General features: G+C 62.9%; 17 protein-coding genes. 6 read left to right on the forward strand and 11 right to left on the reverse strand.

The annotated features are described in order from the left end of the window. Positions 1–50 precede the first annotated feature (50 nt). A complete protein-coding gene (locus BMY91_RS20910; protein ID WP_090825448.1) occupies positions 51–2738 on the reverse strand; it encodes a bifunctional acetate--CoA ligase family protein/GNAT family N-acetyltransferase in 2688 nt (895 codons plus the stop codon). 55 nt (positions 2739–2793) lie between these two features. Between BMY91_RS20910 and BMY91_RS20915 the strand changes: the two genes are divergently transcribed. After that, on the forward strand, positions 2794–5310 hold the full coding sequence (locus BMY91_RS20915) for a DNA gyrase/topoisomerase IV subunit A (protein WP_090825449.1): 2517 nt from the start codon (positions 2794–2796) through the stop codon (positions 5308–5310). Positions 5311–5388: 78 nt separating this feature from the next. On the opposite strand, the gene BMY91_RS20920 is transcribed toward BMY91_RS20915, so the two are convergent. Next, entirely contained in the window at positions 5389–5772 is a 384-nt protein-coding gene (locus BMY91_RS20920) for a VOC family protein (protein ID WP_090825451.1), read from the reverse strand. A gap of 129 nt (positions 5773–5901) precedes the next feature. Between BMY91_RS20920 and BMY91_RS20925 the strand changes: the two genes are divergently transcribed. Beyond that, positions 5902–6420: a DinB family protein gene (locus BMY91_RS20925; RefSeq protein ID WP_090825453.1), complete on the forward strand. Its 519-nt coding sequence runs from the start codon at positions 5902–5904 to the stop codon at positions 6418–6420. Here the strand turns inward: BMY91_RS20925 and BMY91_RS20930 are convergent. From BMY91_RS20930 to BMY91_RS20945, 4 genes are read right to left on the reverse strand one after another with little or no spacing between them, the layout of a single operon-like run. Further along, positions 6417–7436: a GNAT family N-acetyltransferase gene (locus BMY91_RS20930; protein WP_090825455.1), complete on the reverse strand. Its 1020-nt coding sequence runs from the start codon at positions 7434–7436 to the stop codon at positions 6417–6419. The two genes, BMY91_RS20925 and BMY91_RS20930, sit on opposite strands and share 4 nt — an antisense overlap. 9 nt (positions 7437–7445) lie before the next feature. Beyond that, on the reverse strand, positions 7446–10850 hold the full coding sequence (cydD, locus tag BMY91_RS20935; RefSeq protein ID WP_090825459.1) for a thiol reductant ABC exporter subunit CydD: 3405 nt from the start codon (positions 10848–10850) through the stop codon (positions 7446–7448). A 19-nt stretch (positions 10851–10869) separates the two neighbouring features. Further along, the gene (cydB, locus tag BMY91_RS20940) at positions 10870–11955 is read right to left on the reverse strand and encodes a cytochrome d ubiquinol oxidase subunit II (RefSeq protein WP_090825461.1); all 1086 of its coding nucleotides are present in this window, start codon (positions 11953–11955) and stop codon (positions 10870–10872) included. 18 nt (positions 11956–11973) lie between these two features. Beyond that, on the reverse strand, positions 11974–13572 hold the full coding sequence (locus tag BMY91_RS20945) for a cytochrome ubiquinol oxidase subunit I (protein WP_090825463.1): 1599 nt from the start codon (positions 13570–13572) through the stop codon (positions 11974–11976). Positions 13573–13851: 279 nt separating this feature from the next. On the opposite strand from BMY91_RS20945, the gene BMY91_RS20950 reads away from it, so the two are divergent. Together BMY91_RS20950 and BMY91_RS20955 are read left to right on the forward strand one after the other, a co-directional pair. After that, complete coding sequence (locus BMY91_RS20950) at positions 13852–14238, forward strand: BlaI/MecI/CopY family transcriptional regulator (protein WP_011774471.1); 387 nt, start codon at positions 13852–13854, stop codon at positions 14236–14238. A 5-nt stretch (positions 14239–14243) separates the two neighbouring features. Then, entirely contained in the window at positions 14244–15230 is a 987-nt protein-coding gene (locus tag BMY91_RS20955; protein WP_090825465.1) for a M56 family metallopeptidase, read from the forward strand. A gap of 31 nt (positions 15231–15261) precedes the next feature. Here the strand turns inward: BMY91_RS20955 and BMY91_RS20960 are convergent, their stop codons facing one another. After that, entirely contained in the window at positions 15262–15804 is a 543-nt protein-coding gene (locus tag BMY91_RS20960) for a Chromate resistance protein ChrB (RefSeq protein WP_256212855.1), read from the reverse strand. A 28-nt stretch (positions 15805–15832) separates the two neighbouring features. On the opposite strand from BMY91_RS20960, the gene BMY91_RS20965 reads away from it, so the two are divergent. Beyond that, a complete protein-coding gene (locus tag BMY91_RS20965; protein ID WP_256212856.1) occupies positions 15833–17047 on the forward strand; it encodes an MFS transporter in 1215 nt (404 codons plus the stop codon). On the opposite strand, the gene BMY91_RS20970 is transcribed toward BMY91_RS20965, so the two are convergent. Continuing rightward, a complete protein-coding gene (locus BMY91_RS20970) occupies positions 17044–19152 on the reverse strand; it encodes a DNA gyrase/topoisomerase IV subunit B (protein ID WP_090825469.1) in 2109 nt (702 codons plus the stop codon). The two genes, BMY91_RS20965 and BMY91_RS20970, sit on opposite strands and share 4 nt — an antisense overlap. Positions 19153–19408: 256 nt before the next feature. On the opposite strand from BMY91_RS20970, the gene BMY91_RS20975 reads away from it, so the two are divergent. After that, positions 19409–19630 (forward strand): DUF7455 domain-containing protein, encoded by a 222-nt coding sequence (locus BMY91_RS20975; RefSeq protein WP_018778705.1) that lies wholly within the window; start codon positions 19409–19411, stop codon positions 19628–19630. Between the two features lie 223 nt (positions 19631–19853). Here the strand turns inward: BMY91_RS20975 and BMY91_RS20980 are convergent, their stop codons facing one another. From BMY91_RS20980 to BMY91_RS20990, 3 genes are all read right to left on the reverse strand, one after another. After that, positions 19854–21167: an RNA polymerase sigma factor gene (locus BMY91_RS20980; RefSeq protein ID WP_090825471.1), complete on the reverse strand. Its 1314-nt coding sequence runs from the start codon at positions 21165–21167 to the stop codon at positions 19854–19856. A 244-nt stretch (positions 21168–21411) separates the two neighbouring features. After that, a complete protein-coding gene (locus BMY91_RS20985; protein ID WP_090825473.1) occupies positions 21412–22671 on the reverse strand; it encodes a DUF4192 domain-containing protein in 1260 nt (419 codons plus the stop codon). A gap of 79 nt (positions 22672–22750) precedes the next feature. Next, the gene (locus BMY91_RS20990) at positions 22751–24118 is read right to left on the reverse strand and encodes an MFS transporter (RefSeq protein WP_090825475.1); all 1368 of its coding nucleotides are present in this window, start codon (positions 24116–24118) and stop codon (positions 22751–22753) included. Positions 24119–24124 lie beyond the last annotated feature (6 nt).

Consider the following 24124-nt stretch of genomic DNA (forward strand, 5'->3'; position numbering starts at 1 on the left):
TTTCACAGATCGCTTGGTGACTTCCTAACCGTGCGCTCCGCCCCCTGTGGCTAACTTCGCATCGCGCGGCGGGCACTGTCGGTGCGCTGGGCTGCGTTGCCGATCCACACATCGGCACCCAGTATCGTTGCGCCCGAGGGACCAGCCAGTACGGGGTTGAATTCCACCAAGGCAATTCCAGGGTGGTCATCCTTGAGCTTGGCCAGCCTGGCGGCAATATCTTCCAGGGCTGCGATGTCCACGGCAGGCAAGCCTTGGTAGCCGAAGAGTTTCCGGGAAGCCCTGGGTGAGCGGATGACATCATGCAGGTCCGCCGCTGAGAGTGGCGGCACACGATGAGCCCAGTCGTCCAAAAGGTTCACGGCATCGCCGGCCAAACCAAAGGACAGGACCGGGCCCAGCAGAGGGTCCTCCATGGCCCGGAACGTGCAGGCCTGCCCCACCGGAGCCATGGCCTGGACCTCCAGGGACGGCGATCCGTAGGGTTCCAGCGCACGGCGCATCTGGGCTATGTTCTGCCGGAGGGATTCGGCGTCCTGGATATCAAGGCGGACTCCACCCAGATCCAACCGGTGCCGCAGTGCGGGATCCGTGGTCTTCAGCACCACGGGCCACCCCGCGGTATCTGCCGCCAGGACAGCCTCATCCGGTGTGCCGAACCCGAATGTGGGCACTACCTCGATGCCGTAACCTGCCAACAACGCAGCGGCAGCGCCGGCGTCGAGCTTTCTGATCTTTTCGCCCGTGACCCCGGCCAGCATTGTTGTCAATGCTTCCCGCGTGCCGTCGGCATCGCAGCCCCCAGGTTCGACGAACAGTCCTTGATCCCTGTCGCGCCACTGGGCATAGCGGACGATGGCCGCCAACGCGGCAACGGCGGCACCGGCATTGGAGTAGCAGGGCAGCACGGTCCTGCCCGCTGCCCCCACCATCCCCTCCACGTGGACGGAGGGGTCCAGGATTCCCGTGAAGGCGGCAACCACTGGCTTACCAGCCTCGGCACTGCATTCGGCAAGTACTGCGGCCAGGGACTCCACGGTGAGCCCGCGCGCAGGAAGCAGGGCGGCAACCACAGCGTGGACGGACTCGTCTGCCAGGCTCTCCTGCAGGCTGGACCGAAGGGCAGGAAGGGCAATCGACATGCCGGCGTCGAGGTCCACGTCCGTCACCAGACGGTTCACGTCCAATCCAAGCGGACCTGCGCTGTCCGAGACCACTTTGCCCAAGGCCACGGAATTGGAATAGACGGCAACGCCGGGGCCCTTCGGCAGTGCCTGCGAGGACGCGATTTGTGCGATATCCATGAGCTGCTCAATGGTGTCGACGCGGATAACACCGGCTTGGCGCATCATCGCATCAACTGCCGCAGCCGGTGCCTGGGTGGTCCGGACCTCGTGCCCGGGCGGAAGGCTCAGCCCGGTGACATCGGACTTGGCCACGATAACGGGCTTGCTGCGGGACAGCCGGCGTGCCAGCCGGGAGAACTTACGGGGGTTTCCGATCGACTCCAGGTAGAGGCCAACGGCGGAAGTATCGGCGTCGTCCTCCCAATATTGCATGGCGTCGTTGCCCGATACGTCAGCGCGGTTGCCCGCGGACAGGAATGAGGAAAGACCGAGCCGACGGCGGCTGGCAGCCGCGTATACGGCCACGCCAACAGCGGCCGACTGGCTGAACAAGCCCAAGCTGCCCCTGGGCGGCATGGCGGGGGCCATGGAAGCGTTCAGGGACACGGCAGGGTGGGTGTTCAGGATCCCAAGCGACTCCGGGCCGATCACGCGCATGCCGTTCGCCCGGGCGCGCCGCACCAACTCATGCTGGCGCATCAAGCCGCGTTCTCCGTCGTCGGCGAATCCTGCCGTCGCCACCACGATGCCCTTCACGCCTGCCGCAGCGCAGTCGTCCACCACCGTGGGCACTTCTTCGTAGGGAACGGCGATGATGGCCAGTTGTACCGGGCCCGGGATTTCGGACAACCTGGCGAAGGAGATCATGCCGGCGAGTTCGAAAGCTTCGGGGTTGACGGCATACACCGGCCCCTTGAAGCCGCCCTCGATGATGTGCTCCAGCAGTTGATAGCCCACCGTCCCCCACTTGCGGCTGGCACCGATAACAGCCACGGACGACGGCGACAACAAGTCCCGGACGCTCCGCGCCTCAGCGCGGTGCTCACGAGATTCCATGACGGCCCTGGACTTCTCCGTGGGGTCGATGTTGAACTCAACGCTGACGACGCCGTCGTCGAACTGGCGCGTGAGGTCATAGCCCGCGTCGGCAAAGACCATCAGCATTTTCCGGTTGTCCGGCAGGACCTCGGCGGTAAAGCGCCGGATCCCGTTCTCCCGGGCCGCCACAGCCAGATGCTCAAGGAGGATCGACCCGATGCCCCGGCCCTGGTGGGCGTCGGAAATGTTGAAGGCAACCTCGGCCTCGGTGGGATCGTCCAACCGGTCGTAGCGGCCAATGCCCATGATCTCGCCACCGATGGTGATGACGAACGCCACCCGGTTGATGTGGTCCACTTCCGTGAAGCGCCTGACTTCCTTGCCGGAAAGTTTTGGCTTGAAGGAAAAGAACCTCATGTAGATGGATGCCTGCGACTGGCCGGCGTGGAACGCTTGAAGTGCATCGGCGTCTTCGGGTCTTATTGGCCTGAGGTGGGCTGTTCCGCCGTCGCGCAGGACGACATCGGCCTCCCAATATTCCGGATAAATGCCGACGCCGGGCTGATCCACCATAGGCTTAGCCTAGCTAAAACATCCGCAGTACAACTTTCAAGGATCCACCGACCCCATGGCCCGCAGCCAAACTTCCGCACGCAAAGGCGAGCCCCTCGGAGATTTCACCGAGAACATCGTCGATATCGACGTCACTTCCGAGATGGAAGGCTCCTTCCTGGAGTATGCCTACTCAGTGATTTATTCGCGCGCCCTTCCGGACGCGCGCGACGGACTCAAGCCCGTTCAACGGCGCATTCTGTACATGATGGCGGACATGGGTTTGCGCCCTGACCGTGGCCACGTCAAGAGCGCACGCGTGGTGGGCGAAGTCATGGGCAAGCTCCACCCGCACGGTGATGCCGCCATTTATGACGCCATGGTCCGCATGGCGCAGGACTTCTCCCTGCGCCTGCCGTTGATCGATGGCCACGGCAACTTCGGCTCGCTCGACGACGGACCGGCCGCCCCCCGTTACACCGAGGCACGGCTCGCGGCCGCTGCGCTGACCATGACGGACCACCTCGATGAAGATGTGGTGGACTTCGTCCCCAACTACGACAACCAGCTGACGCAGCCGGACGTGCTCCCGGCCGCTTTCCCCAACCTGCTGGTCAACGGCACCACCGGCATCGCGGTGGGAATGGCCACCAATATGGCTCCGCACAACCTGGTGGAGGTCATCGCTGCGGCACGTCACTTGATCGCGAACCCGGACGCCACGCTGGATGAGATCATGCGGTTCGTTCCCGGACCGGACCTCCCCACCGGTGGCCGCATCGTTGGTTTGGACGGGATCCGCGACGCATACGCCACGGGCAGGGGTTCCTTCAAGACCCGCGCCAAGGTGGAGGTGGAGCAGCTCTCTGCCCGCCGCACCGGCCTGGTGGTCACTGAGCTTCCCTACATGGTGGGCCCGGAAAAGGTCATCGAGAAGATCAAGGATGCCGTCAACGCCAAGAAACTGACGGGCATCAGCGACGTAGTGGATCTGACGGACCGCAACCACGGCCTCCGCTTGGTGATTGAGCTCAAGAACGGTTTCAACCCCAACGCAGTCCTCCAGCAGCTGTACCGCTATTCGCCCATGGAAGATTCCTTCGGCATCAACAACGTCACCTTGGTGGACGGCCAGCCGCAAACGCTGGGCCTCCTGCAGCTGTTGCAGGTGTATGTGGAGCACCGCCTGAATGTGGTCCGCCGCCGGACCGCCTTCCGATTGGGCAAGAAGAAGGACCGCCTGCACCTGGTGGAGGGCCTGTTGATCGCGATCGTGGACATCGATGAGGTCATCCAGATCATCCGTTCCTCCGATGAAGCCTCAGCTGCGCGTGAGCGGTTGATGTCCATCTACGACCTCACCGAAATCCAGGCCAACTACATCCTGGAACTGCGGCTGCGGCAGTTGACCAAGTACTCGCGTCTGGAACTGGAGAAGGAACAGGACGAACTTCGCCGGGAAATCGAGGCGCTCGAAGCCATCCTGGCCTCGGACGAGTTGCTTCGCGACCTCGTGTCCGGTGAGCTTGCAGTGATTTCCGAGAAGTACGGCACACCCCGCCGCACGGTGCTTCTTGAATCGGAAGCGGTGTCCCCCACAGTGGCCGCTGCCCTCGCTGCTTCGGTGCCCGGCCCCAAGGGCAAGGCCGCAGCACTTCCCTTGGAGATTCCGGATGACCCCTGCTGGGCTTTGCTCAGTGTTTCCGGCCAGATAGCCCGGACTTCCAACCAGGAGCCGTTGGCTGAAGCCGGACCGCGGGCTAAGCACGACGTCTTCCGGTCAGTGGTGAAAACCACCGCCCGCGGCGAGATCGGGGCGGTCACATCGCAGGGCCGCATGCTGCGCCTTCAAGTGATGGATATGCCCGTGCTGCCGCCGACGTCGGGCCTTCCAAACCTGGCTGGAGGCGTGCCGGCGAAGGACTTCATCACCCTGGTCAAGGGCGAGACCCTGGTTGCCTTCGTTCCCCTGGACGCCATCCTTGCCATTGGCACGGTTCAGGGCGTCGTGAAGCGGGTTCAGCCGGACTATCCGCTGAACCGCGAAGATTGGGAGATCATCGCCCTGAAGGATAAGGATTCGGTCCTGGCTGTGGAACCGGCACAGGACGACGACGTCGATCTCGTCTTTGTGACGAGGCAGGCCCAGTTGCTGCGATTCAGTGCGTCCAACGTCCGTCCGCAGGGACGAACCGCGGGTGGAATGGCCGGTATCAAGCTCGCCGCCGGTGACGATGTGATCCACTTTGGTACCGTACGCGCCAACGATCCTGCCGCCGTCGTGGTGACTATTGCCGGCACCAACGGAGCTTTGCCGGGCACGGCTCCCGGAACCGCAAAGGTGACGGCTTTCGAGGAATACCCCGCCAAGGGCCGGGCTACTGGCGGCGTCCGCGTCCACCGCTTCCTTAAGGGTGAAGACACCCTGCTGCTCGCCTGGGCCGGACATGGTCCCGCAAAGGCGTCGTCCGCGGCCGGTGTCGCACGGGCCCTTCCGCATGAGCATGGCCGCAGGGACGGCTCCGGCGTGCCACTGTCCCAGCCCGTGGAAGCGATCGGCCCGAGCATGGCGTGGGCTGAGGCTGCAGAGTAGACGCAGGCGCAGCGAGGCCCGGCGGTTGTCACCGCCGGGCCTTCGTTGCTGCTGTGGCATCCGGGCCACCTGCATGGGCTAGCCGGTTTGGTTGAGGCTCAGAATATTTCCTTCAGTGTCAAGGAACCATGCTGCGGCGCTCCCATCCGGCATGGTGGCGACACCGTTCTCAGTCTTCAACCCGGGGAAATCGTAGTCCTCGAACGTGACTCCCTTGTCCCGCAATTCCGCCACCGCTGCGGCGACATCGCTGACCATCCAACCCATTTGCGTGTTCTTGGCAGTCCCCGCATTGGGTGTTTGATAAAGGAAGAATCCGGTCCCATCGCCGCACCTGTATTGGAGGTTGTCATCGGCGTCCGGATTTTCGGGTTCCAACCCGAGCTTTTCGCTGTAATAGGCACGTGCCCGGGCTATGTCCTGTGCCGGTAGAACGGCACCAACCTGCTGATCCTTGAGCATTGTTTTCTCTTTCCGGCTCTCCCCCCGGAACGAACTCTACTCTTGGGCGCTTCGCTTAGAAATCGGAAAACGACACCATATTTCATGGCCCGCAAAGGGGTGTCCGCTGGATCGCCTTAGACTGGCCGCATGCCTATCATGCCTGACGAAAAAGACTGGACCTGGGTCCTCTCCGAGCCCTGCCCCGAGTGTGGTTTCGACGCCGCCACGGTGACTCCCTCCACGGTGCCGGGGACAGTGCTGAACATGCTCCCCCGATGGCGGGCAGTCCTGCGGCGGGAGGACGTAGCGACTCGTCCCAACGATCACACCTGGTCCACCCTTGAGTACGCATGCCACGTCCGCGACGTCTTCAGCCTGTTCGACCAGCGGCTGAATCTGATGCTGGCCGAAGATGATGCCACGTTCGCCAACTGGGACCAGGACCAGGCAGCCATTGACGGCGAATACACCTCGGCCGATCCACGAACCGTGGCCGATGAATTGGACGCTGCAGGACAGGAAATTGCCGAGTCCTTTGCCCGCGTGGTGGAAGATGACTGGCAGCGAACCGGGATGCGCAGCAATGGCTCGTCGTTCACCGTACTGACGTTTTCGCAGTACTTCCTGCATGACGTCGTCCATCACCTGCACGACGTGGACGGCTAGCTCACGAGCAGCACTCTCTCCCAGGTCATGCTGCGGTTCACGGGCGTATAGCCCATGCCGAGGTACAACTCCAGCGCTCCGGTGGGATTGGCTGAGTCCACGTCCAGCGAGGCTACGTCCATGCCTGCTTCCGAATACCGCCGCATGGCGTCGGCCAGCAAGGCTTGGGCAATCCCCCGGCCACGGTATGCCCGCCGCACGCCAAGGAGCTCGGTGTAGCCCTCTGTGAAGCCGCGGTCTGCGGCGGCGTCGGGATCGAAGCTTGCCAACTGGTATCCGGCCACTTCGCCAGTGCCGCCGTCGATGACCACGGCACTGAGGTCATGCCTGGCAGTGGGTTCTTCAATGGTGAACCGCCACGACTCCTGGTCCCTCGGTTCACTCCCCCAGTGATCCCTGAAAGCATCGTTGTGCGCCAGACGGACTGCCTCGAACAGGGAAGCGTCCAGGTTCCTCAGTTCCAGTCCTCCATCAAGCCTTGCGTGCGGGAGCTCCGCGGACAATGGCCGGTGCATTTCGTTGAACCAGCGCACCGCTCCGTAGCCATGCCCCATCAGCAATGCGGCCTGGTGCTCGTGCTGCTCTTCGGTCTGGATACGGAGCCGGGGAGGAGCGGTGGTGTTACCCGCAGCTTCATCGGACTGGAACCGCGCACGGACCTGTGCTTCCTGCCAGGCCAGGACTGCGGAGCCTATGCCGCGCTGCTGCCACTCGGGGTCAACGCATGCCATTCCGGTGGCTTTGTCGCCCGTCGGGTTCTTCATGATGCGCCCATAGGCTCGCGCCACGCCGTCGCCATCCACTCCCAGGAGTGTGCTCGTCTCCGCCGGATTCTTGGAAGACTCCAGGACGTGGATCAGATCGCCTCGTTTCTCGAACCAGGCGGGGTGCTCGACGGCGGCCGTCCGGGCTATCAGTGCAGCCCAGATATCGAGGTCCTCCAGAGTGGCGGGCCTCCACTGGAGGCCCGTCACCGCGACGTCGGGCATGGAGTGGCTTGCGTCTTCGAAAGGCATGCCAACAGGCTACTGAGGAGTAGGCTCTCCCACCAGCTCCGCCGCGCCCGCGCTTGGGGATACGACGCTTCCTGAACCGCACAACTCAAGACGCGCATCCGAGGGGTCAATGTCGTCCGGATTGTGTGTGACCAGGACAACCGTGACGTCCTTAAGCCCTTGGCGGAGGATAGACATCATTTCCCGCGCGGAAGCAGCGTCCAGATGAGCCGTTGGCTCATCCAGCAACAACACCGAGGCGCCGGTCAGGAGCGTTCTGGCCATGGCCAGGCGCTGCCGTTCGCCACCGCTGAGGAACGAACCGCCGGGGCCTATCCGCGCATCGAGTCCGTCTGGAAGTCGCTCCACCACTGCATCAAGTCCGACGTCGGCCAGCGCCTTGTGCATCTCCGCCTCGCTGGGTTTCGTCCCGGCAGCCCGGCTCAGGAGCAGATTCCCACGGATCGTGGAGTCAAAGAGATGCGCCTCCTGGGGGCACCACGCGGCAGAACCCGTCAAGTGCGCAGTTCCCTGTGTGAGCGGCAGGAAACCGAGCAGCACGGACAGCAGCGTGGACTTCCCCGCTCCGGATGGTCCTGTGATGGCGAGCCAGCGACCTGGTTCGGCCGCGGCGGTGAGGCCTGTGAAAACGTCAGGTCCGCCGGGCCACGCGGCCGCTGCATCTTTCAACTCGAGCCCTGCCTTGCCGGCGCGGTCAGGCAGTGGCCGCGGTCCGTCGTCGTGGCCTTGCGGACCGTTCACAGCAGCAGGTGCATCCAACGCTCCGGAGGCCGCTACCCGCCCCAGGACCGCTGCGAGCGCGGGGGCTTGGCGTACCGCGGAAACGATGCCGCCGAATGGGTCCACCAGGGCCAGTTGTAGGAGGACAATCACGGCGACGAGCTCAGGGGCTGCGGAGCCGTTGGCTACCGAAGGGGCGCTGAGGACGCCGGCCCACACTGCGGCCAGCGAACAGGCGAGAACGATCACGGCCTGCCCGAGCCCTTCAGCCCAGGCTGAGCGCTGCGCTGAAACGGTGGCGGCACGGTCTTTGGCACGCAGTTCCTCAAGGACAGGCAGTCCCACTGCGTTGGCAGTCAGCTCTGCCCTTGCGTCCAAGGCCGCAGCCACTCCCTTCAGCACCACGGAGCGCATTTGCTGTTCCGCTGTGGCGGCGTTCCGGTCTGCCATGACTGCAAGGAACGGGGCAACCGCTACACCGATCACTGATGCCACCAGCACAGCGGGCAGCGCGGCGGGCAAGACGATGGCGGTGGCTGCCAGCGCGGCTCCCCCCACGCCCACAGCAGTGATGGGAGGCAAGACGACCCGTGGCAGGAGGTCGCGGAGGGTGTCGATGTCGTCCACCACCGAGCCAAGGACGTTGCCGCCTTGGAGGAGCTTCCGGAGCGATAGTGCCCTGCGGCTCAGGCTTGCCCACAGGGCTCCACGGAGACGGGTCATGGCCGCAAACACGGCGTCGTGTGTCAGGAGACGCTCGCAGTACCGGAGGACGGCGCGTCCGATGCCGAAGAACCTGACGCCCACAATGGCACCGAGCAGGTAGAGGATGGGCGGTTGCTCACTGGCCCGGATGATCAGCCAGCCGGACAACCCGGAAAGGGCTACGGCGAACAGGGCCGCCAGGACTGCCACCACACCAGCGGCGGCGAACTTCCATCGGACCGGGGTGAGAACTCCCAGGAGTCGCTTCACGCTCCCGGTTGTGTGCGGGCGCTCCCCCTGAGGCCCGGACCCGTGTGCAGGAATCGACGCGACAGCTGCCATGGTCGTCTCAACCACCAGGCTTTGCTTTCCCTCCCCGGACTCTAACGAGGGGCTGGAGTGCTGAGGTCCCACGGGCACAAGGTGGTCCGCGAGCGCCCGTGTGGCGGCGTCATGTGCCACGAGGATTACCGTGACAGAGCCACGGAGGGATTCGATAGCCTTCCGTACCACGCTGGCGGAGTCGTGGTCCAGGTGGGCGGTGGGCTCGTCGAGCAATAACAGGGTGGCCCCGGCCTCTACCCGTGCCAGTCCCCGGGCGAGTGCAACCCGGCGCAATTCGCCTGGGCTTAGTTCGGCAGGGTGTTTGGCTGCCAAGTGGTCCGCAGATGTCCTCTTCAGTACACGGGCCGCAGCTTCGGCGGTGTCGCCGTTGTACCCGTCCAGGTAGAGCTCGATCTCCTGCTGGACCGTTTCGGCCGCCATGACAGGGTGTTGTGGGACCCATGCCATGGCACGCATACCTGGAACACTGATGTTCCCGGTGACTGTCGCGGCATGCCCGGGTCCAATGAGTCCGGCCAGGACGCCGAGCACGGTGCTCTTCCCGGCTCCGCTGTCACCGTCCAGTGCGGTGACGCTCCCCTTAGGCGCGGTAAAGCTGAGGGGCCCGACGGCGGCTGCTGACCTTCCGCGGTAGGTCACTGTCAGCTTGGTGACCACGGTGTCGGCTTGTCCCGGGTTGTCGCCGTTACCTTGCAATCGCTGATGTGCCGGTGCTTCCAGCACAGCGTTGGTGGTTTCAAGGGCTGCCCGACCGTCGTCGCTGGCGTGATGGGCGGTTCCGAGTTCCCTGAGGGGCAGGTAGCAATCAGGGGCAAGGATCAGCGCCAACAGGCCAGCTTCCAATGCCATATCGCCGTGCACCAGCCGGACGCCGATAAACACAGCCACAACGGCCACTGAGATGGTTGCGATGAGTTCCAGGGCCAGCGCGGAGAGGAACGCCGTGCGGAGAGTGCCCATGGTTCGGCTGCGGTACTGCTCCGAGATGTCTTCGAGGGCGGCGCGCTGTTCGCTGGCCCGCCCCAGGCCCACCAGCACGGGGAGGCCTTTGGCCAGCTCCAGGATGTGTCCCGAGAGCTTCCGAAGGGTGCTCTGCGCGTCCTTGACGCTGTCTTCGGTATGCCGGCCTATCAACACCATGAACAAAGGCACCAACGGCACCGTCAGGACGATCACCACGGCACTGACCCAATCGGCAAACAGGATGCGGGCGCCGATCAGCAGCGGAACGGTTGCGCAGTTCACCAAGGCGGGAAGGTATTGCGTGTAATAGTCGTCCAGCGCATCGAGGCCGCGCGTCGCGAGAATCGCCAGGCCGCCGTCGTTCATTCCTTCCAACGGCGCTGAGCCGCCGTCGGCCAGCGTGCGCTTCAACAAGCCCGCGCGCAGTTCCTCCTTGACGCCCAGGGCGGCACGCCTGGAGGCAATACCCTGGCCCCACACGGTCAGCGACCGCAGGACCGCTCCCGCAGCACCCCATATGAGCCCGCTGTTCCAATCCTCAGACCCGGAGGCGAGACCAGCCAGCATGCCCGCCACGGCTTGTGCCATCAACACCAGGGCAAGCGCCTTGAGCGCGGACATCAAGCCGATCACGTAGAGAGCTGATCGCGTGGCCGGGCCGGAGGGGAACACGGGTTTCATGAAGGGCTTGGTCTCCCGGTTATGACTGGTCGCTGGACTGGTGGCTGGATGCTCCTGGCTCCTTGGACACCAACACTTTGGCGGCAATTGCGGGAAGGAACCCATGTGCCTCGGGGATGTGGGCGGCGCTGACACGCCTCCTGAAGACCCAGTAGGTCCAGGACTGGTATGCAATCACCAAGGGCACTCCAACGGCGGCAACAATGCTCATCAGACCCAGGGTGTAGTCAGAGGACGAAGCGTTGGAGATAGTCAGGTTGAAGGCGGGATCGATCGTGGAGGGAATGACCACGGGAAAGGCTGCCCCGAAGATCGATGCCGTGGCGCAGACTATGAAGGCGCCGAGCGCACCGAATGCCCGCCCTTCGGAACCGGCTCGTTCCAACTGCCAGGCCAGCACGACGGCGACGATCGCCGCTGCCACCAACGCCCACGTCCACGGTTTCCCGCTGAGGAACTGGACCGCCACCATCCAGCCGAGCATAGGCACTACGGCCACCGGGACCAACCGCACAAACCAACGGCGGGCACGGTGCCGCACCTCGCCGTCGGTCTTCAGGGCGAGGAATGCCAGGGCGTGCACCACGGCGAACGCCACCACCCCAAATCCGCCAAGCAGCGCATAGCCACTGAACCAGGACATAGGGCCACCCACGCGATCGCCGTTGGCGTTCAGTGGCAGGCCCGTTGTTGTCAGCGCCAAGGCCGCACCAATTCCGAACGCTGCAACGAAGGATCCGACGGCGATGGCCCAGTCCCAGCGGTTGCGCCAGCGCTCCGAGTCAACCTTGCCCCGGTATTCGAAGGCAACGGCTCGGAAGATCAAGGCCGCAAGGACGCAGAGGAGCGGCAGGTACAAGGCCGAGAATAAGGACGCATACCAGAGCGGGAAGGCAGCAAAGGTTGCCCCGGCCGCAGTGAGCAGCCACACCTCATTGCCATCCCATACTGGACCGATGGTGTTCAAAAGAACCCGGCGGTCGGTGTTGTTGCGTGCGAACAGCTTCATCAGCATGCCGACGCCAAGGTCAAAGCCCTCGAGGAAGAGGTAGCCGGTCCACAGGACGGCTATGGCCACGAACCAGATGGTTGGCAACAGTTCCATTGTCAGTTTCCCCTGCTTCTAGTAGGCGAATGCCAGGACGTCGTCGCCGGATTTGTCCGGACCATTTCCGTCGTCGTTCTTGTCGTGGTGATTGTTTGAGTCCTTCGCATGTGCCAGTTCGGGCATTGCTGAGGCCACGCCACCCCTGATGTACTTGACCAGGAGCTTCACTTCCACCACCAGGAGCACGGCATAGATGGCGGTGAGAACCACCAGCGATGTCATCAGTTCGCCCGCGCTAACGCCGGGCGAGACCGCCGCGGCTGTAAACATGAAGACCTGGTCGATGCCGTTCATGTCCGGGTTGGGGGCCACCACGAACGGCTGGCGTCCCATCTCGGTGAAGATCCAGCCGGCTGCGTTGGCACCGAAAGGCGCAAGGATCCCAAAGACTGCCAGGCGCATGAGCCACTTGGATTGGGGGACGACGCCCTTGCGGGTCACCCATAGTGCCAGCAATGCAGCGAAGGCTGCGATGCCGCCGAAACCGATCATCATGCGGAAGCCCCAATAAGTGACTTCCATGACGGGAACGTACTGGATTTCCTGGCCGGCGCGCTCACCGTACAGCGGGTTGTCCGGCAAGTGGGTGCCGTACTTTTCCTTGTACTCGCCCAACAGGCTGTTCACGCCCTTGACCTCTGTGGTGAAGTCGCCCTTGGCCAGGAAAGAAAGGATGCCGGGTACTTCAATGACTGCCACGATGTCGTCGCAGTTTGTGGCGCCAAGGTTGCCAACGCTCAGTACCGAGAATCCGGTGCCATCGTGGCAGGCGGCTTCAGCGGCAGCCATCTTCATGGGTTGCTGTTCAAACATCAACTTGCCCTGGAGGTCGCCGGTGACCGCAGTTCCCGCGAAGGAAATCATGGCCACCACGGCACCGATCCTGAGTGACTTCATCCACACGGTGTAATCAGCCTTGTCGCGGCCGGGAATCGCAGCTTCGCCGGGAACCAGCCTGCCGTCCTTGCCCACTACGTCAATGCCGTCGTGGCGGCGGCGCCACAGGTGGTACCAGGCGATCCCCAGCAGGAAGGCCCCGGCAACCCCCAGCGCACCGAACAGTGTGTGGGGGACGGCAACCAGCGCGGTGTTATTGGTGAACACGGCCCAGGCATCGGTCATCACCGGCCGGCCATCCACCATCTCAACGCCTACCGGGTGCTGCATCCAGGAGTTCGCCACGATGATGAAGTAGGCGGAAAAGACGGACCCAATGACTGCGATCCACAGGCATGCCAGATGGACGCCGCGCTTCAGCTGCTTCCAGCCGAATATCCACAGTCCCAGGAATGTCGACTCCACGAAGAAGGCCAATAGAGCTTCGAGGGCAAGCGGCGCGCCAAAAACGTCGCCAACGAAGCGGCTGTATTCACTCCAGGCCATCCCGAACTGGAATTCCTGAACAATGCCGGTGGCTACGCCCATGATGAAGTTGATGAGGAAGAGCTTTCCCCAGAACTTGGTCATCCGCAGGTACTCGGGCTTGCCCGTGCGATACCAGATGGTCTGGATGATGGCCACCACCAGGCCGAGGCCAATAGTGAGGGGCACCATCATGAAGTGGTAGACGGTGGTGATACCGAATTGCCAGCGTGCGATTTCCAAGGCGTCCATGGCTGTCCTTTGTACGGCGGACCGAAGTACGATGACGTTACTTCTACGTAGTGTAGAAAAGTACTCTTCTACACAGTGTAGAACAAACGGCGGAACACCAAACCCATTCTTCAAGTGGCGTTACACACGCGCAAGAGCTCCGCGGAGGACACGGCGCGCCGATAGTTCTACCTCACGTAGAATGAAGGCTTGAAAAGCGGTAGATTTATTGTGGAATGTTGGATCATCGCCCCCGGCAGCAGCCACCTGCACCGGGAAGCGGAAAGTAGGGACGTATAGATGGCAAGTCTTGGGGAACTGGAACGGGCAGTGATGGATCTGCTCTGGGCAGGCCAGGAGGCTGCAACTGCCAACACACTGCGTGATCTGCTCGCGCAGGATTCCGAGGCCGGCGACGGCACTGCGGGCCACCAGGGCAAGGACCTGGCCGTCACCACGGTGCTCACGGTGCTCTCCCGCCTGGAAAAGAAGGGTCTCGTGGAACGTGAACGCGGAACGCGTCCGCACCGCTACCAGGCCGTTTCAAGCCGGGCAGACCACACGGCCGAACTGATGCACGAGGTCCTGGGCTCCGCTCCGGACCGCGAAGCCGTACTGGCCCGCTTCATCGGATCCGTCACTGAAAGTGAAGCCGCTACCCTGCGCAAACTGCTCGGCTACAATTAGCCACTATGTTCTGGACCTCATACCTGCTTGCGGTCCTGGCATTGATTCTGGCGTGGCCCGTGCCCGTTTTGTTGTCGCGCGCGCAGTGGCCGGCGCGTTCTCCCTTCACAGCCATGGTCCTATGGCAGGCAATCGCCCTCGCCGGCGGCCTGTCCATGATTGGGGCCATGCTCGTTTATGGCCTTGAGCCGATAGGCGAGAACCTCATAGCCGGGCTCAAGAGTCTGGCCGGGATGGTCTTCAACAATGAACCCACAACAGCGCTGGGTTTCTGGCACCTCTTCGCGCTCTCAGCCGCGGCCCTTCTAACCGCACACCTGGTTTTCACCCTGCTGCTGACGTACTACAAAATCGAGAGGCAGCGGAGGCGTCACCGCGAACTGCTGGCCCTGCTGGCTTCACCATCGGAGGACGGTCCGGGGACTGTGGTCATCAACCACGATTCCCCCGTGGCTTACTGCCTTCCCGGCGGCGCCCGCTCGGTAACGGTACTCTCGGATGGGCTCATGGCAGCCCTGGAACCAGCCGAGCTCAGAGCTGTCCTCATCCACGAAAACGCGCACCTGTCCCAGCGCCACGATTTGTTGCTGTGGGCATTCGCGGCCTGGCGACAGGCACTCCCATGGTTTCCGACCACCCGGTTGGCGCAAACAGCCGTGAACTCCCTGATCGAAATGCTGGCCGACGACGTTGCCCTCCGTACCGAGAGCAAGGGCACGCTCATCAAAGCCATTGCGATTGTGGCCAGCGGCACCTCGCAGCCCGCCATCGGAGCCCCCACCCTCAATGCCGGAGGGGCCGTCGTCGAAGGCAATACAGTCAGCGCCACCGGTGGTGCCGACTCGCCACGTACGACGGCGTCACGCGTCAGCCGCTTGCTCTCACCACAGCCGCCACTCACCAAGGGTCTGCGCCTGCTGGTCCTGGCGGCATCTGCTCTGCTTCTGGCTGTACCAACTGCATTGTTGATCGTGCCGGGATTGTTGGGCTAGAGGAGCCCTTTACTGCGGCTCTCTGCACCTCTTACTGCGGCAGCGTGGCCTCGTACACCATGGCTGCATACGCCTCCAACGCATCTGCGCAGCCGGCAAGGAGCCCGGCGGCCTCCCCGGCTTGGGGAAGGAGAAGAACATCGCGGGATTTCAAGTCCCTGTACCAGCGCCTCAAGCGTTCCAGGCTCTGCTCTTCTTCCTCCAACTCGGCAAACGTGAACTTCTCCTGTGTAACCTCTTTGGCTATCTCCTGTTCGAACTTTCGGCAGTCCGACATGAACTCAGCCCACTCCTCCAGCCGCGCAGCCTCGTAGGCACTCCGGAAGGTCTCGGCACCTTGATTGCGCGGTAAGGCGTCTACCAACGTCCAGGAGCCCCCGCCCTTGGCCGCCAGCTCCTCCGCCCGGGCCAAACCAGAGTCGAAAGCCGGGTGCGCAGGCAAAACCCAGGTTCCCGGCGACAACGGCACGGCACCTATGCGACGCAGTTCCCGCCAGACAGCAACACGGTGCCTGGACGGTTGCGATGGAACCTGAACCAGGATTAACAACCAACGTTCATCAATCACAAACATGAATGTAGCAGCTGTTACATTGGGAAGCGTGACCACACCCGAAACTCCCCCGCCCGTACGCCCTGCCGCCGGCCAACGATGGCCGCTCTACGCGGCCGGGTTCACCACAGCCTTCGGCGCCCATGCCGTCGCCGCTGGTCTCGGTGCCGAGAGCGCCGACATCGGGTTGAGCCTCCTGGTCCTGGGAATCCTGTTGGCCCTGTACGACATCGCAGAAGTATTCCTCAAGCCCGTGTTCGGTGCACTCTCGGACCGCATTGGACCGAAACCGGTCATCGTGGGCGGGCTCCTCGCGTTCTCAGCTGCCTCCCTCATTGGCCTCTGGGCAGATCAACCCGCCCTGCTGGCCGCAGCGCGTCTGGGGCAGGGGATGGCAGCCTCGGCTTTCTCTCCGGCGTCGTCCGCAAGCGTTGCCCGACTCGCCGGGACAAAGACCGGTCACTACTTCGGACGTTACGGCTCGTGGAAAGGACTTGGCTACGCGATTGGCCCCTTGCTGGGAGCCTTGGCGATCTTGAGCGGTGGCTTCGGCTTCCTGTTCGGCATCCTGTCCGCCCTGGGGCTGGGCGTTGCCGTGTGGACCACCTTTTCAGTGCCACGCCTGGAACCGCTCCCCCGGCCCCGGTACACCATCGCGGACGTATGGAGGCAAAGCACGGAACGCTCGTTCCTTGGGCCCACCCTGGTGCTGGCCGCAGCTACCGGAGCGTTGGGCGCCGCAGTTGGCTTCCTTCCCGCGTTGGCAGCACGCGAGGGCCTGGGCACGGCGGGGAGCGTTGCCGTGGTTACCGTCTTGGCCGTCGCGTCGTCGCTCGTGCAGCCCCGCGTGGGTGCTTTACGGGACCGTGGAGCGCTGGCCGACAAGCCCGGCATGGTAGCCGGCTTGCTCTCCGTTGCAGTCGGAACACTAATGGCAGGCTTCCTCCCGGGAGCCGGCTGGATCTATTGTGCCGCTGTCCTCATCGGACTGGGCATCGGCGTGGCCACACCCCTGGCCTTTGCCCACCTCGCGGATTCGACGCCGGCGGAACGACTCGGCCGGACCATGGGCTCGGCCGAATTGGGGCGGGAACTCGGCGACGCCGGCGGACCCCTCCTGGTGGGCGGAGTTGCCGTTGCCGCGGGACTGCCGTGGGGACTCGGCGCTTTGGCGTTGCTGGTGGGGGCGGCGGCAACTGCCGCCCCATCCTCCCGCACCGATCATCCAGCGAGTGAGGCAACTCCGGTTCCTCCCAAGAACTAGGCGTCGATGCGTTCCCGGTCCAGAGTGGCCGCGCCGGCAATAATGAACTCCTTGCGCGGTGCCACGTCAGAACCCATCAAGAGGTCGAACACTTCTTCGGCACGCTGGGCACTTTCAATGCCCACCTTCCGGAGCGTCCGATGGCGCGGATCCATAGTGGTTTCAGCAAGCTGCTGTGCGTCCATTTCCCCCAAGCCCTTGTAACGCTGGATGGGCTCCTTGTAGCGCTTCCCCTCTTTGGCAAGGTTTGCCAGCAGGACGTGGAGCTCGGCCTCGGAGTAGGTGTAGATCATCTCATTGGCCTTCTGGCCCGGGTTGATCACTTCCACTCGGTGCAGAGGCGGGACCGCCGCAAAGACGCGCCCCGCTTCCACCATGGGACGCATGTAACGGAAGAACAGCGTCAGCAGCAGCGTACGGATGTGCGCGCCGTCCACGTCGGCGTCTGTCATGAGGATCACCTTGCCGTAGCGGGCTGCATCAATATCGAAGCTGCGTCCGGAACCCGCACCCACCACCTGGATCAGCGCCGCACATTCTGCGTTGGAGAGCATGTCCCCCACGGACGCCTTCTGGACATTAAGGATCTTGCCGCGAATGGGAAGCAGCGCCTGGAAATCGGAAGAGCGGGCCAGCTTTGCCGTCCCCAGCGCGGAGTCACCTTCAACGATGAACAGTTCCGAGCGGGCGACGTCGTCGGTGCGGCAGTCGGCCAGCTTGGTGGGCATCGACGAGGTTTCCAGGGCGTTCTTGCGCCGCTGGGTCTCCTTGTGCACACGGGCCGAGATGCGCGACTTCATCTCGCTGACCATCTTCTCCAACAGGAGCGCGGACTGTGCTTTGTCGTTGCGGTTGGCCGATGTGAGACGTGCGGTGATTTCCTTTTCAACCACCTTGGCCACGATGGCACGGACCGCGGACGTACCCAGGATCTCCTTGGTCTGTCCCTCGAATTGCGGCTCAGCCAAACGGACCGTCAATACAGCCGTCAGCCCGGCAAGGATGTCGTCCTTCTCCACTTTGTCGTTGCCGGCTTTGAGCTTGCGGGCATTCGTCTCCACGGCCTTGCGGAAGGTTTTCAGCAACGCGGCCTCAAAGCCCGATTGATGAGTGCCGCCCTTGGGCGTGGCGATGATGTTAACGAAGCTTCGCATGGTGGTTTCGTAGCCAATGCCCCACCGCAAAGCAATGTCCACCTCGCAATCCCGCTCCACTTCGGCGATCTTGCTGTGCCCATTCTCGTCGAGCACCGGGACGGTCTCCTTGAACTTCCCCGAACCGTGAAGGCGCCAGACGTCCGTTACGCCCGCGTCAGCAGCCAGGAATTCGACGAACTCGCTGATGCCGCCGTCGTGGTGGAAGACTTCCTCGTGGGCCCCATTCTCGCCCGGCGTTCCGGCCAACTTTCGCTCATCGCGGACAGTGATCTTCAGGCCCGGGACAAGGAAGGACGTCTGGCGTGCCCGGGATGCGAGATCGTCATAGGAGAATTTGGCATCCGGAGTGAAAATCTGCCGGTCAGCCCAGTAGCGCACCCGGGTTCCGGTGACGCCGCGCTTCGCCTTCCCCACAATATCCAGCACCGAATTTTCAACAAAAGGCTCAAAGGGTGCATCCGGGCCCGGCTTGGACCCTGAGTCCACGAATCGTCCTGGCTCGCCCCGGCGGAAGGACATCTGGTAGGTCTTGCTGCCACGATCCACCTGGACGTCCAGGCGGCTGGACAACGCGTTGACTACCGATGCGCCCACACCGTGCAAACCACCCGACGCGGTATAGGAACCGCCGCCGAACTTGCCGCCGGCATGCAGCTTGGTGAACACAACCTCGACGCCGGACAGGCCGGTTTTGGGTTCAACGTCCACAGGGATGCCACGCCCGTCGTCGTGGATTTCCACTGAGTTGTCGGCATGCAGGATCACCTTGATGTCATGGCCAAAGCCCGCCAGGGCCTCGTCCACCGCGTTGTCGATGATTTCCCACAAGCAGTGCATGAGGCCACGGGAATCGGTGGAGCCGATGTACATGCCCGGGCGCTTGCGGACGGCTTCCAGGCCCTCAAGGACAGAAAGATGCCGGGCGTTGTATTCAGAACTCGGTGCCACTCGCGGTGTGCTCCTTCGGGGGTATATCTCAGGGTGCTTCCCAGCCGTGATTCTGCTGGCAATTCAAGGCAAACACTGCCCATACTAGGCTAGCCGCGGAGGCCTCCCCGCACGGGTTGCCACTCCCGGGCAAGCCCAGGCTCCATGGTTACGTTACGTACATGTGATACGCGGACAGCGAAAGTGACCCATCCTTGCCATGGATCTGCGTCGAATGCTGGTTATATGGATGTACAGAACTACTAAGGAGGCCGACATGACAACAGCAGTTGCAGACCGCACGCTGAACGCAGCTGACCGCTGTGATCGTTGCGGAGCCCAGGCGTACGTCCGCGTTGTACTCGAGTCCTCCGGCGGTGAGCTGCTCTTCTGCGGCCACCACGCACGTGCAGTTGAAGCTACGCTTCGGCCCATGACTTCTGACTGGCACGATGAGACCGAGCGCCTCAACGAGAAGGCTCCCGTCCCCGTCGACTAGGCAGGGCACTCCGGCGAGGCAGGGCAAATCCGACTCAGTCCGGAAACTACTTTGAACAGGTGATGAGGCTCCTCCCCAACGGGAGGAGCCTCCTTACGTTAAGAGGGCTTGTGCTGCTCCGAGCTCGAGCCTAACAATGCGGCCTCTTCAAACTAAGCGGTCCAGCCAAAAAAAGCGGCCCAGTCGAGGATTCGACCGGGCCGCTTGCGTATTGCTGGAATTTTTAGTCCAAGTAGTCCCGGAGGACCTGGGAGCGGGACGGGTGCCGCAGCTTGGACATGGTTTTGGATTCGATCTGACGGATGCGCTCACGCGTTACTCCGTAGACCTTGCCGATTTCGTCTAAAGTCTTCGGCTGGCCGTCAGTCAGGCCGAAGCGCATGGCAACAACTCCAGCTTCGCGCTCGGACAACGTATCCAGGACGGAGTGCAGCTGCTCCTGCAGGAGCGTGAAGCTGACGGCGTCAGCCGGGACAACTGCTTCCGAGTCCTCAATAAGGTCACCGAACTCGGAGTCGCCGTCCTCGCCAAGAGGAGTGTGGAGCGAAATCGGCTCGCGGCCGTACTTCTGAACCTCGACGACCTTTTCAGGCGTCATGTCCAGTTCCAGGGCCAATTCTTCCGGCGTAGGTTCGCGGCCGAGGTCCTGAAGCATCTGGCGCTGGACACGGGCCAGTTTGTTGATGACTTCCACCATGTGTACCGGGATACGGATGGTGCGCGCTTGGTCGGCCATGGCACGGGTGATTGCCTGGCGGATCCACCACGTGGCGTAGGTGGAGAACTTGAAGCCCTTGGTGTAATCGAACTTCTCCACTGCACGGATCAGGCCAAGGTTACCTTCCTGGATCAAGTCCAGGAAGAGCATGCCGCGGCCCGTGTAGCGCTTGGCCAGGGAAACCACGAGTCGCAGGTTGGCCTCGAGGAGGTGGTTCTTGGCACGCTTGCCGTCGTGGATGACGAACTCAAGCTCACGCTTGAGCTTGGGATCCATGGATCCGTCGTCAGCATTGATCTTTTCCTCAGCGAAGAGGCCGGCTTCGATTCGGAGCGCCAGATCGACTTCCTGCTCTGCGTTCAGCAGGGCAACCTTGCCGATCTGCTTCAGGTAATCCTTGACGGGGTCTGCGGTAGCTCCAGCCGACATGACCTGCTGTACAGGGGCGTCGTCGTCATCGGCGTCCGAGTAGACGAACCCCGAACCGGAAGGCGCGGCCTTCTCCTTGGCGGCAACCGCACCATCCTCGGCGTCATCTTCTCCGACTTCGACTTCCTCCGCGGCTGCGGGATCAAAGTCTTCATCTTCGGCACTGGCTTCATCGGAATCGGAGCCAGAGGAGTTGTTCGCGGCTTCAGCGGCGGCCTTCGCGCCGGGCTTGGGTCCACGCTTCTTTGGTGCCGGCTTGTCAGAGTTACCCTCTGAAGCCTTGTTGGCAGCACGTGTCGCAGCGCGCTTTGCCGATGTGGCCGCCTTCTTTTCCTCAGCGGACAGTTCGGCCTGGGCGGCGGGTTCCTTCTCGACGGAAGACGGGGTCACAGAAAACCTTTCTAGCGGCGGTCTGTGGAATCACCATACGGGCAACACCACTATGACCCTGTCAAGTCCGCGATCAATTTCAAATGCGATCGCCGTCTGCAGAGTCACTATGTAGAACTCCCGACGACACTGTATTGTTCCCGGATTCCGGGGCAATACAGGCATTCGAACGCGGACCCAACCGGGTCTCGGCATCCATTGTCTCACGGTTTTGCGAAACACACGCCTGATGAATCCGCAACGACTAGGCGTTGGCACCCTCCGAGCCCCGCCAGGCGGAACCGGACCGCCGCGCCCACCCACAAATGGCACCCTGCCCCATGACTTCCATCAGGAGTTCCGCCAGCCTGTATCCCGGAAAGGCCAGTTGTGCCCGGCTAAGACAACCATGGGCAATGGATCCGCTCCCCTTGCACCACGAGATCCACCCTTGAAGAGTCAAAGCCGCCGCGGCCACCTCGCCTTTTTCGTCCACCACACACAGCCTGGAAAGTATGCGGGCCAAGGCATCGAGGTGGCCCCATGACGGCTTGTCCGGCTTCATTCCCAGCAAGACCTCCCCATATCCAAAGACGTTTCCCATCCCGCCCGAATCACCCAATGTTTCAGCGGGTGGCGTTACTCCGGCGAAAGGTAAGCCGAAATCGCCAGGGTCGAAGGGAAGGCCATCCTCGTCATCTTCGACGAACAGGCCGAAGGCCCCCGCCCCCAATTTCGCCGATTCAATACCTGCACCTGCCATCACCACGACGGCATCCCGCCAGCTAGTGACCGTCAACGTATATCTGAGGAATCCCACGAGCCCGGCATCGGCTGCCAGCTGCGCAGGCTGGCTTTGGCTGCATCCTTGCATCACGTGCATCCACACGGCCAGCACGGCGTCCAAGCAAGCCTCGCTGCGCCATCTGCCTCTCAGGAGTTCCGCGTAGCGGGACTCAGCTGCCAGCACCAAGGGATCCAGTGCCCCCTGCCTCGCCAGCAACGGGTTACCCAATCCGCTTCGCGGCGATGGCCCGATCGCACTTCCCCTGAACACCAGTTCCGCACTGAGCCGGCTGTTCTTGATGCGCTCAACAGGAAGTCCCGGGGCTGGACAGCAGCTTTCATCGGAGCAATACGCGCCACGCCAGTATTCAGGGCCAATCAGGAACGCATCCCGAACCGGGAGACCTACCTCCTGCAAACTCAGCTGCAGAGCGTCCAGCATCGGAGCAGACATGCCCACTACTCTGCCATCGGCCCATCCGGCGTCCGTGTAGACGGCAAGAACCACACCATTGGCGTCTTCGTCGGCGATCAGGTAACTACGGATCAGGTCTGCGAAGCCTGCCAACGCTCGACGGGATCGGTCGGACGGCAGGTCCACGCGAAGTGTGGCACCCAGTACATTCCCTTGCATGGTGATCGCCACGAGGCTGTCTTCAGGCCAGTACCCCAGCATGTGCGGTATGTAGCCAAGGATGTCTTCGGGCTGGTGGATGCTCAACGTTCGATTGGTGGTCATGCCTCCAGCCTGCTCAAGTCGAGGCAGAGGAAACAGATAACACCTTGCCTATGTGGAAAAGCAGGTGGAACCGAAGCCGCTAATGGCTGTTCTGCTGTTCATCTGCCTCATCCGAACGCGATGCACGGCGCCGCTCGATCCGTTCCCGGCGTTGTCTGGCAAGGGTCGCCACGAGCGGAGCCACGTGGATACCCTGTGCGGCCATCTGCCGCCGCACTTTACGTCTCGTCACCAGAATGAGAACTGTGCCGAGGGCAAGGAGGACAAACTGGACACTCAGGGCGATACGGAAAGGTGCAAGGCCGTACAAATCTCCGTCAGAGAAGCCGCTGGCGTTCAAGAGGTCCAGCACCAGGCCAATGAGGTAAATCGCCACCAGCGCAGCAATGAAGCCACCGACGTTAACAATGCCGGTTGCCGTGCCGATCCGGTGCGAGGGATTGAACGTGCGGGCAAAGTCAAAGCCGATCATTGATCCTGGCCCGCCTACAGCCAGTACCACCACAAGGATCACCAGTAGCCACAGCGGAGCACGCTCGGGGAGAAGGAGCACCGCCGCCCACGCCAACGCCGTGGCGAGGGTGATGAGCAGAACCATGGCAGATCTCCGCATGGGGTGCTTTGACACAAAGCGCCCGAAGCCAGGACCCGCGACAATTGCCGTAGCCACGAACAACGCCATTAAAGCCGATACCGTCCCGGCGTCGAGTCCCTGCGCTGACAACAGGAAGGGATAGCCCCAAGTCATCGCAAAAAGGTTCCCGCTGAACTGGACAGTGAAGTGGCTCCACAGCCCCAGCCGGGTACCCGGCTGTTTCCATGCCCGCGACAGCGACACACCCGTCGCCCGGAGGCCTTGGCCGGTTTCCTTGGGCGGGTGCCCTGGCGGCGCATCCCGCAGCAGTGCGAGGACCAGGACGATGGCCACCACGGACATCGCCGCCAACGTCAGGAAGGCCGGCGTCCACCCGGCTGAATGAAGGAGCAGCGCGAAGGGAACCACGCTGAAGAGTTGACCAAGTTGGCCGCACATGCCGGTGAGCTGCGTAACCAACGGAACTTTGGCCGGCGCAAACCACAAAGGGACGAGCCGGATCACGGAGATAAACGTCATGGCGTCGCCGGCGCCCACAAGGACACGGCCCAGGACACCGCCGGGCACGCTGTCCGCAAAAGCCAGTTGCAGCTGGCCCAAACCCATCAGCACTGCTCCGCCGGCCACCATGGCGCGGGAACCGAACCTGTCCACCAGCACTCCGACAGGTATTTGCAAACCGGCGTAAACCAGAAGTTGGAGCACCGTAAAGAAGGAGATGGCGGCAGCGCTTGCGTGGAAGCGCTCAGTAGCCTCCAAGCCAGCGACACCAAACGAGGTCCGTTGCGCCACAGCCACCAGGTAGGCGAACACGCCGATCGTCCAGATGAGCCAGGCGCGGGGAGCATTCACCCCCCA

This window comes from Arthrobacter sp. yr096 (assembly GCF_900108925.1).
Taxonomy (GTDB): domain Bacteria; phylum Actinomycetota; class Actinomycetes; order Actinomycetales; family Micrococcaceae; genus Arthrobacter.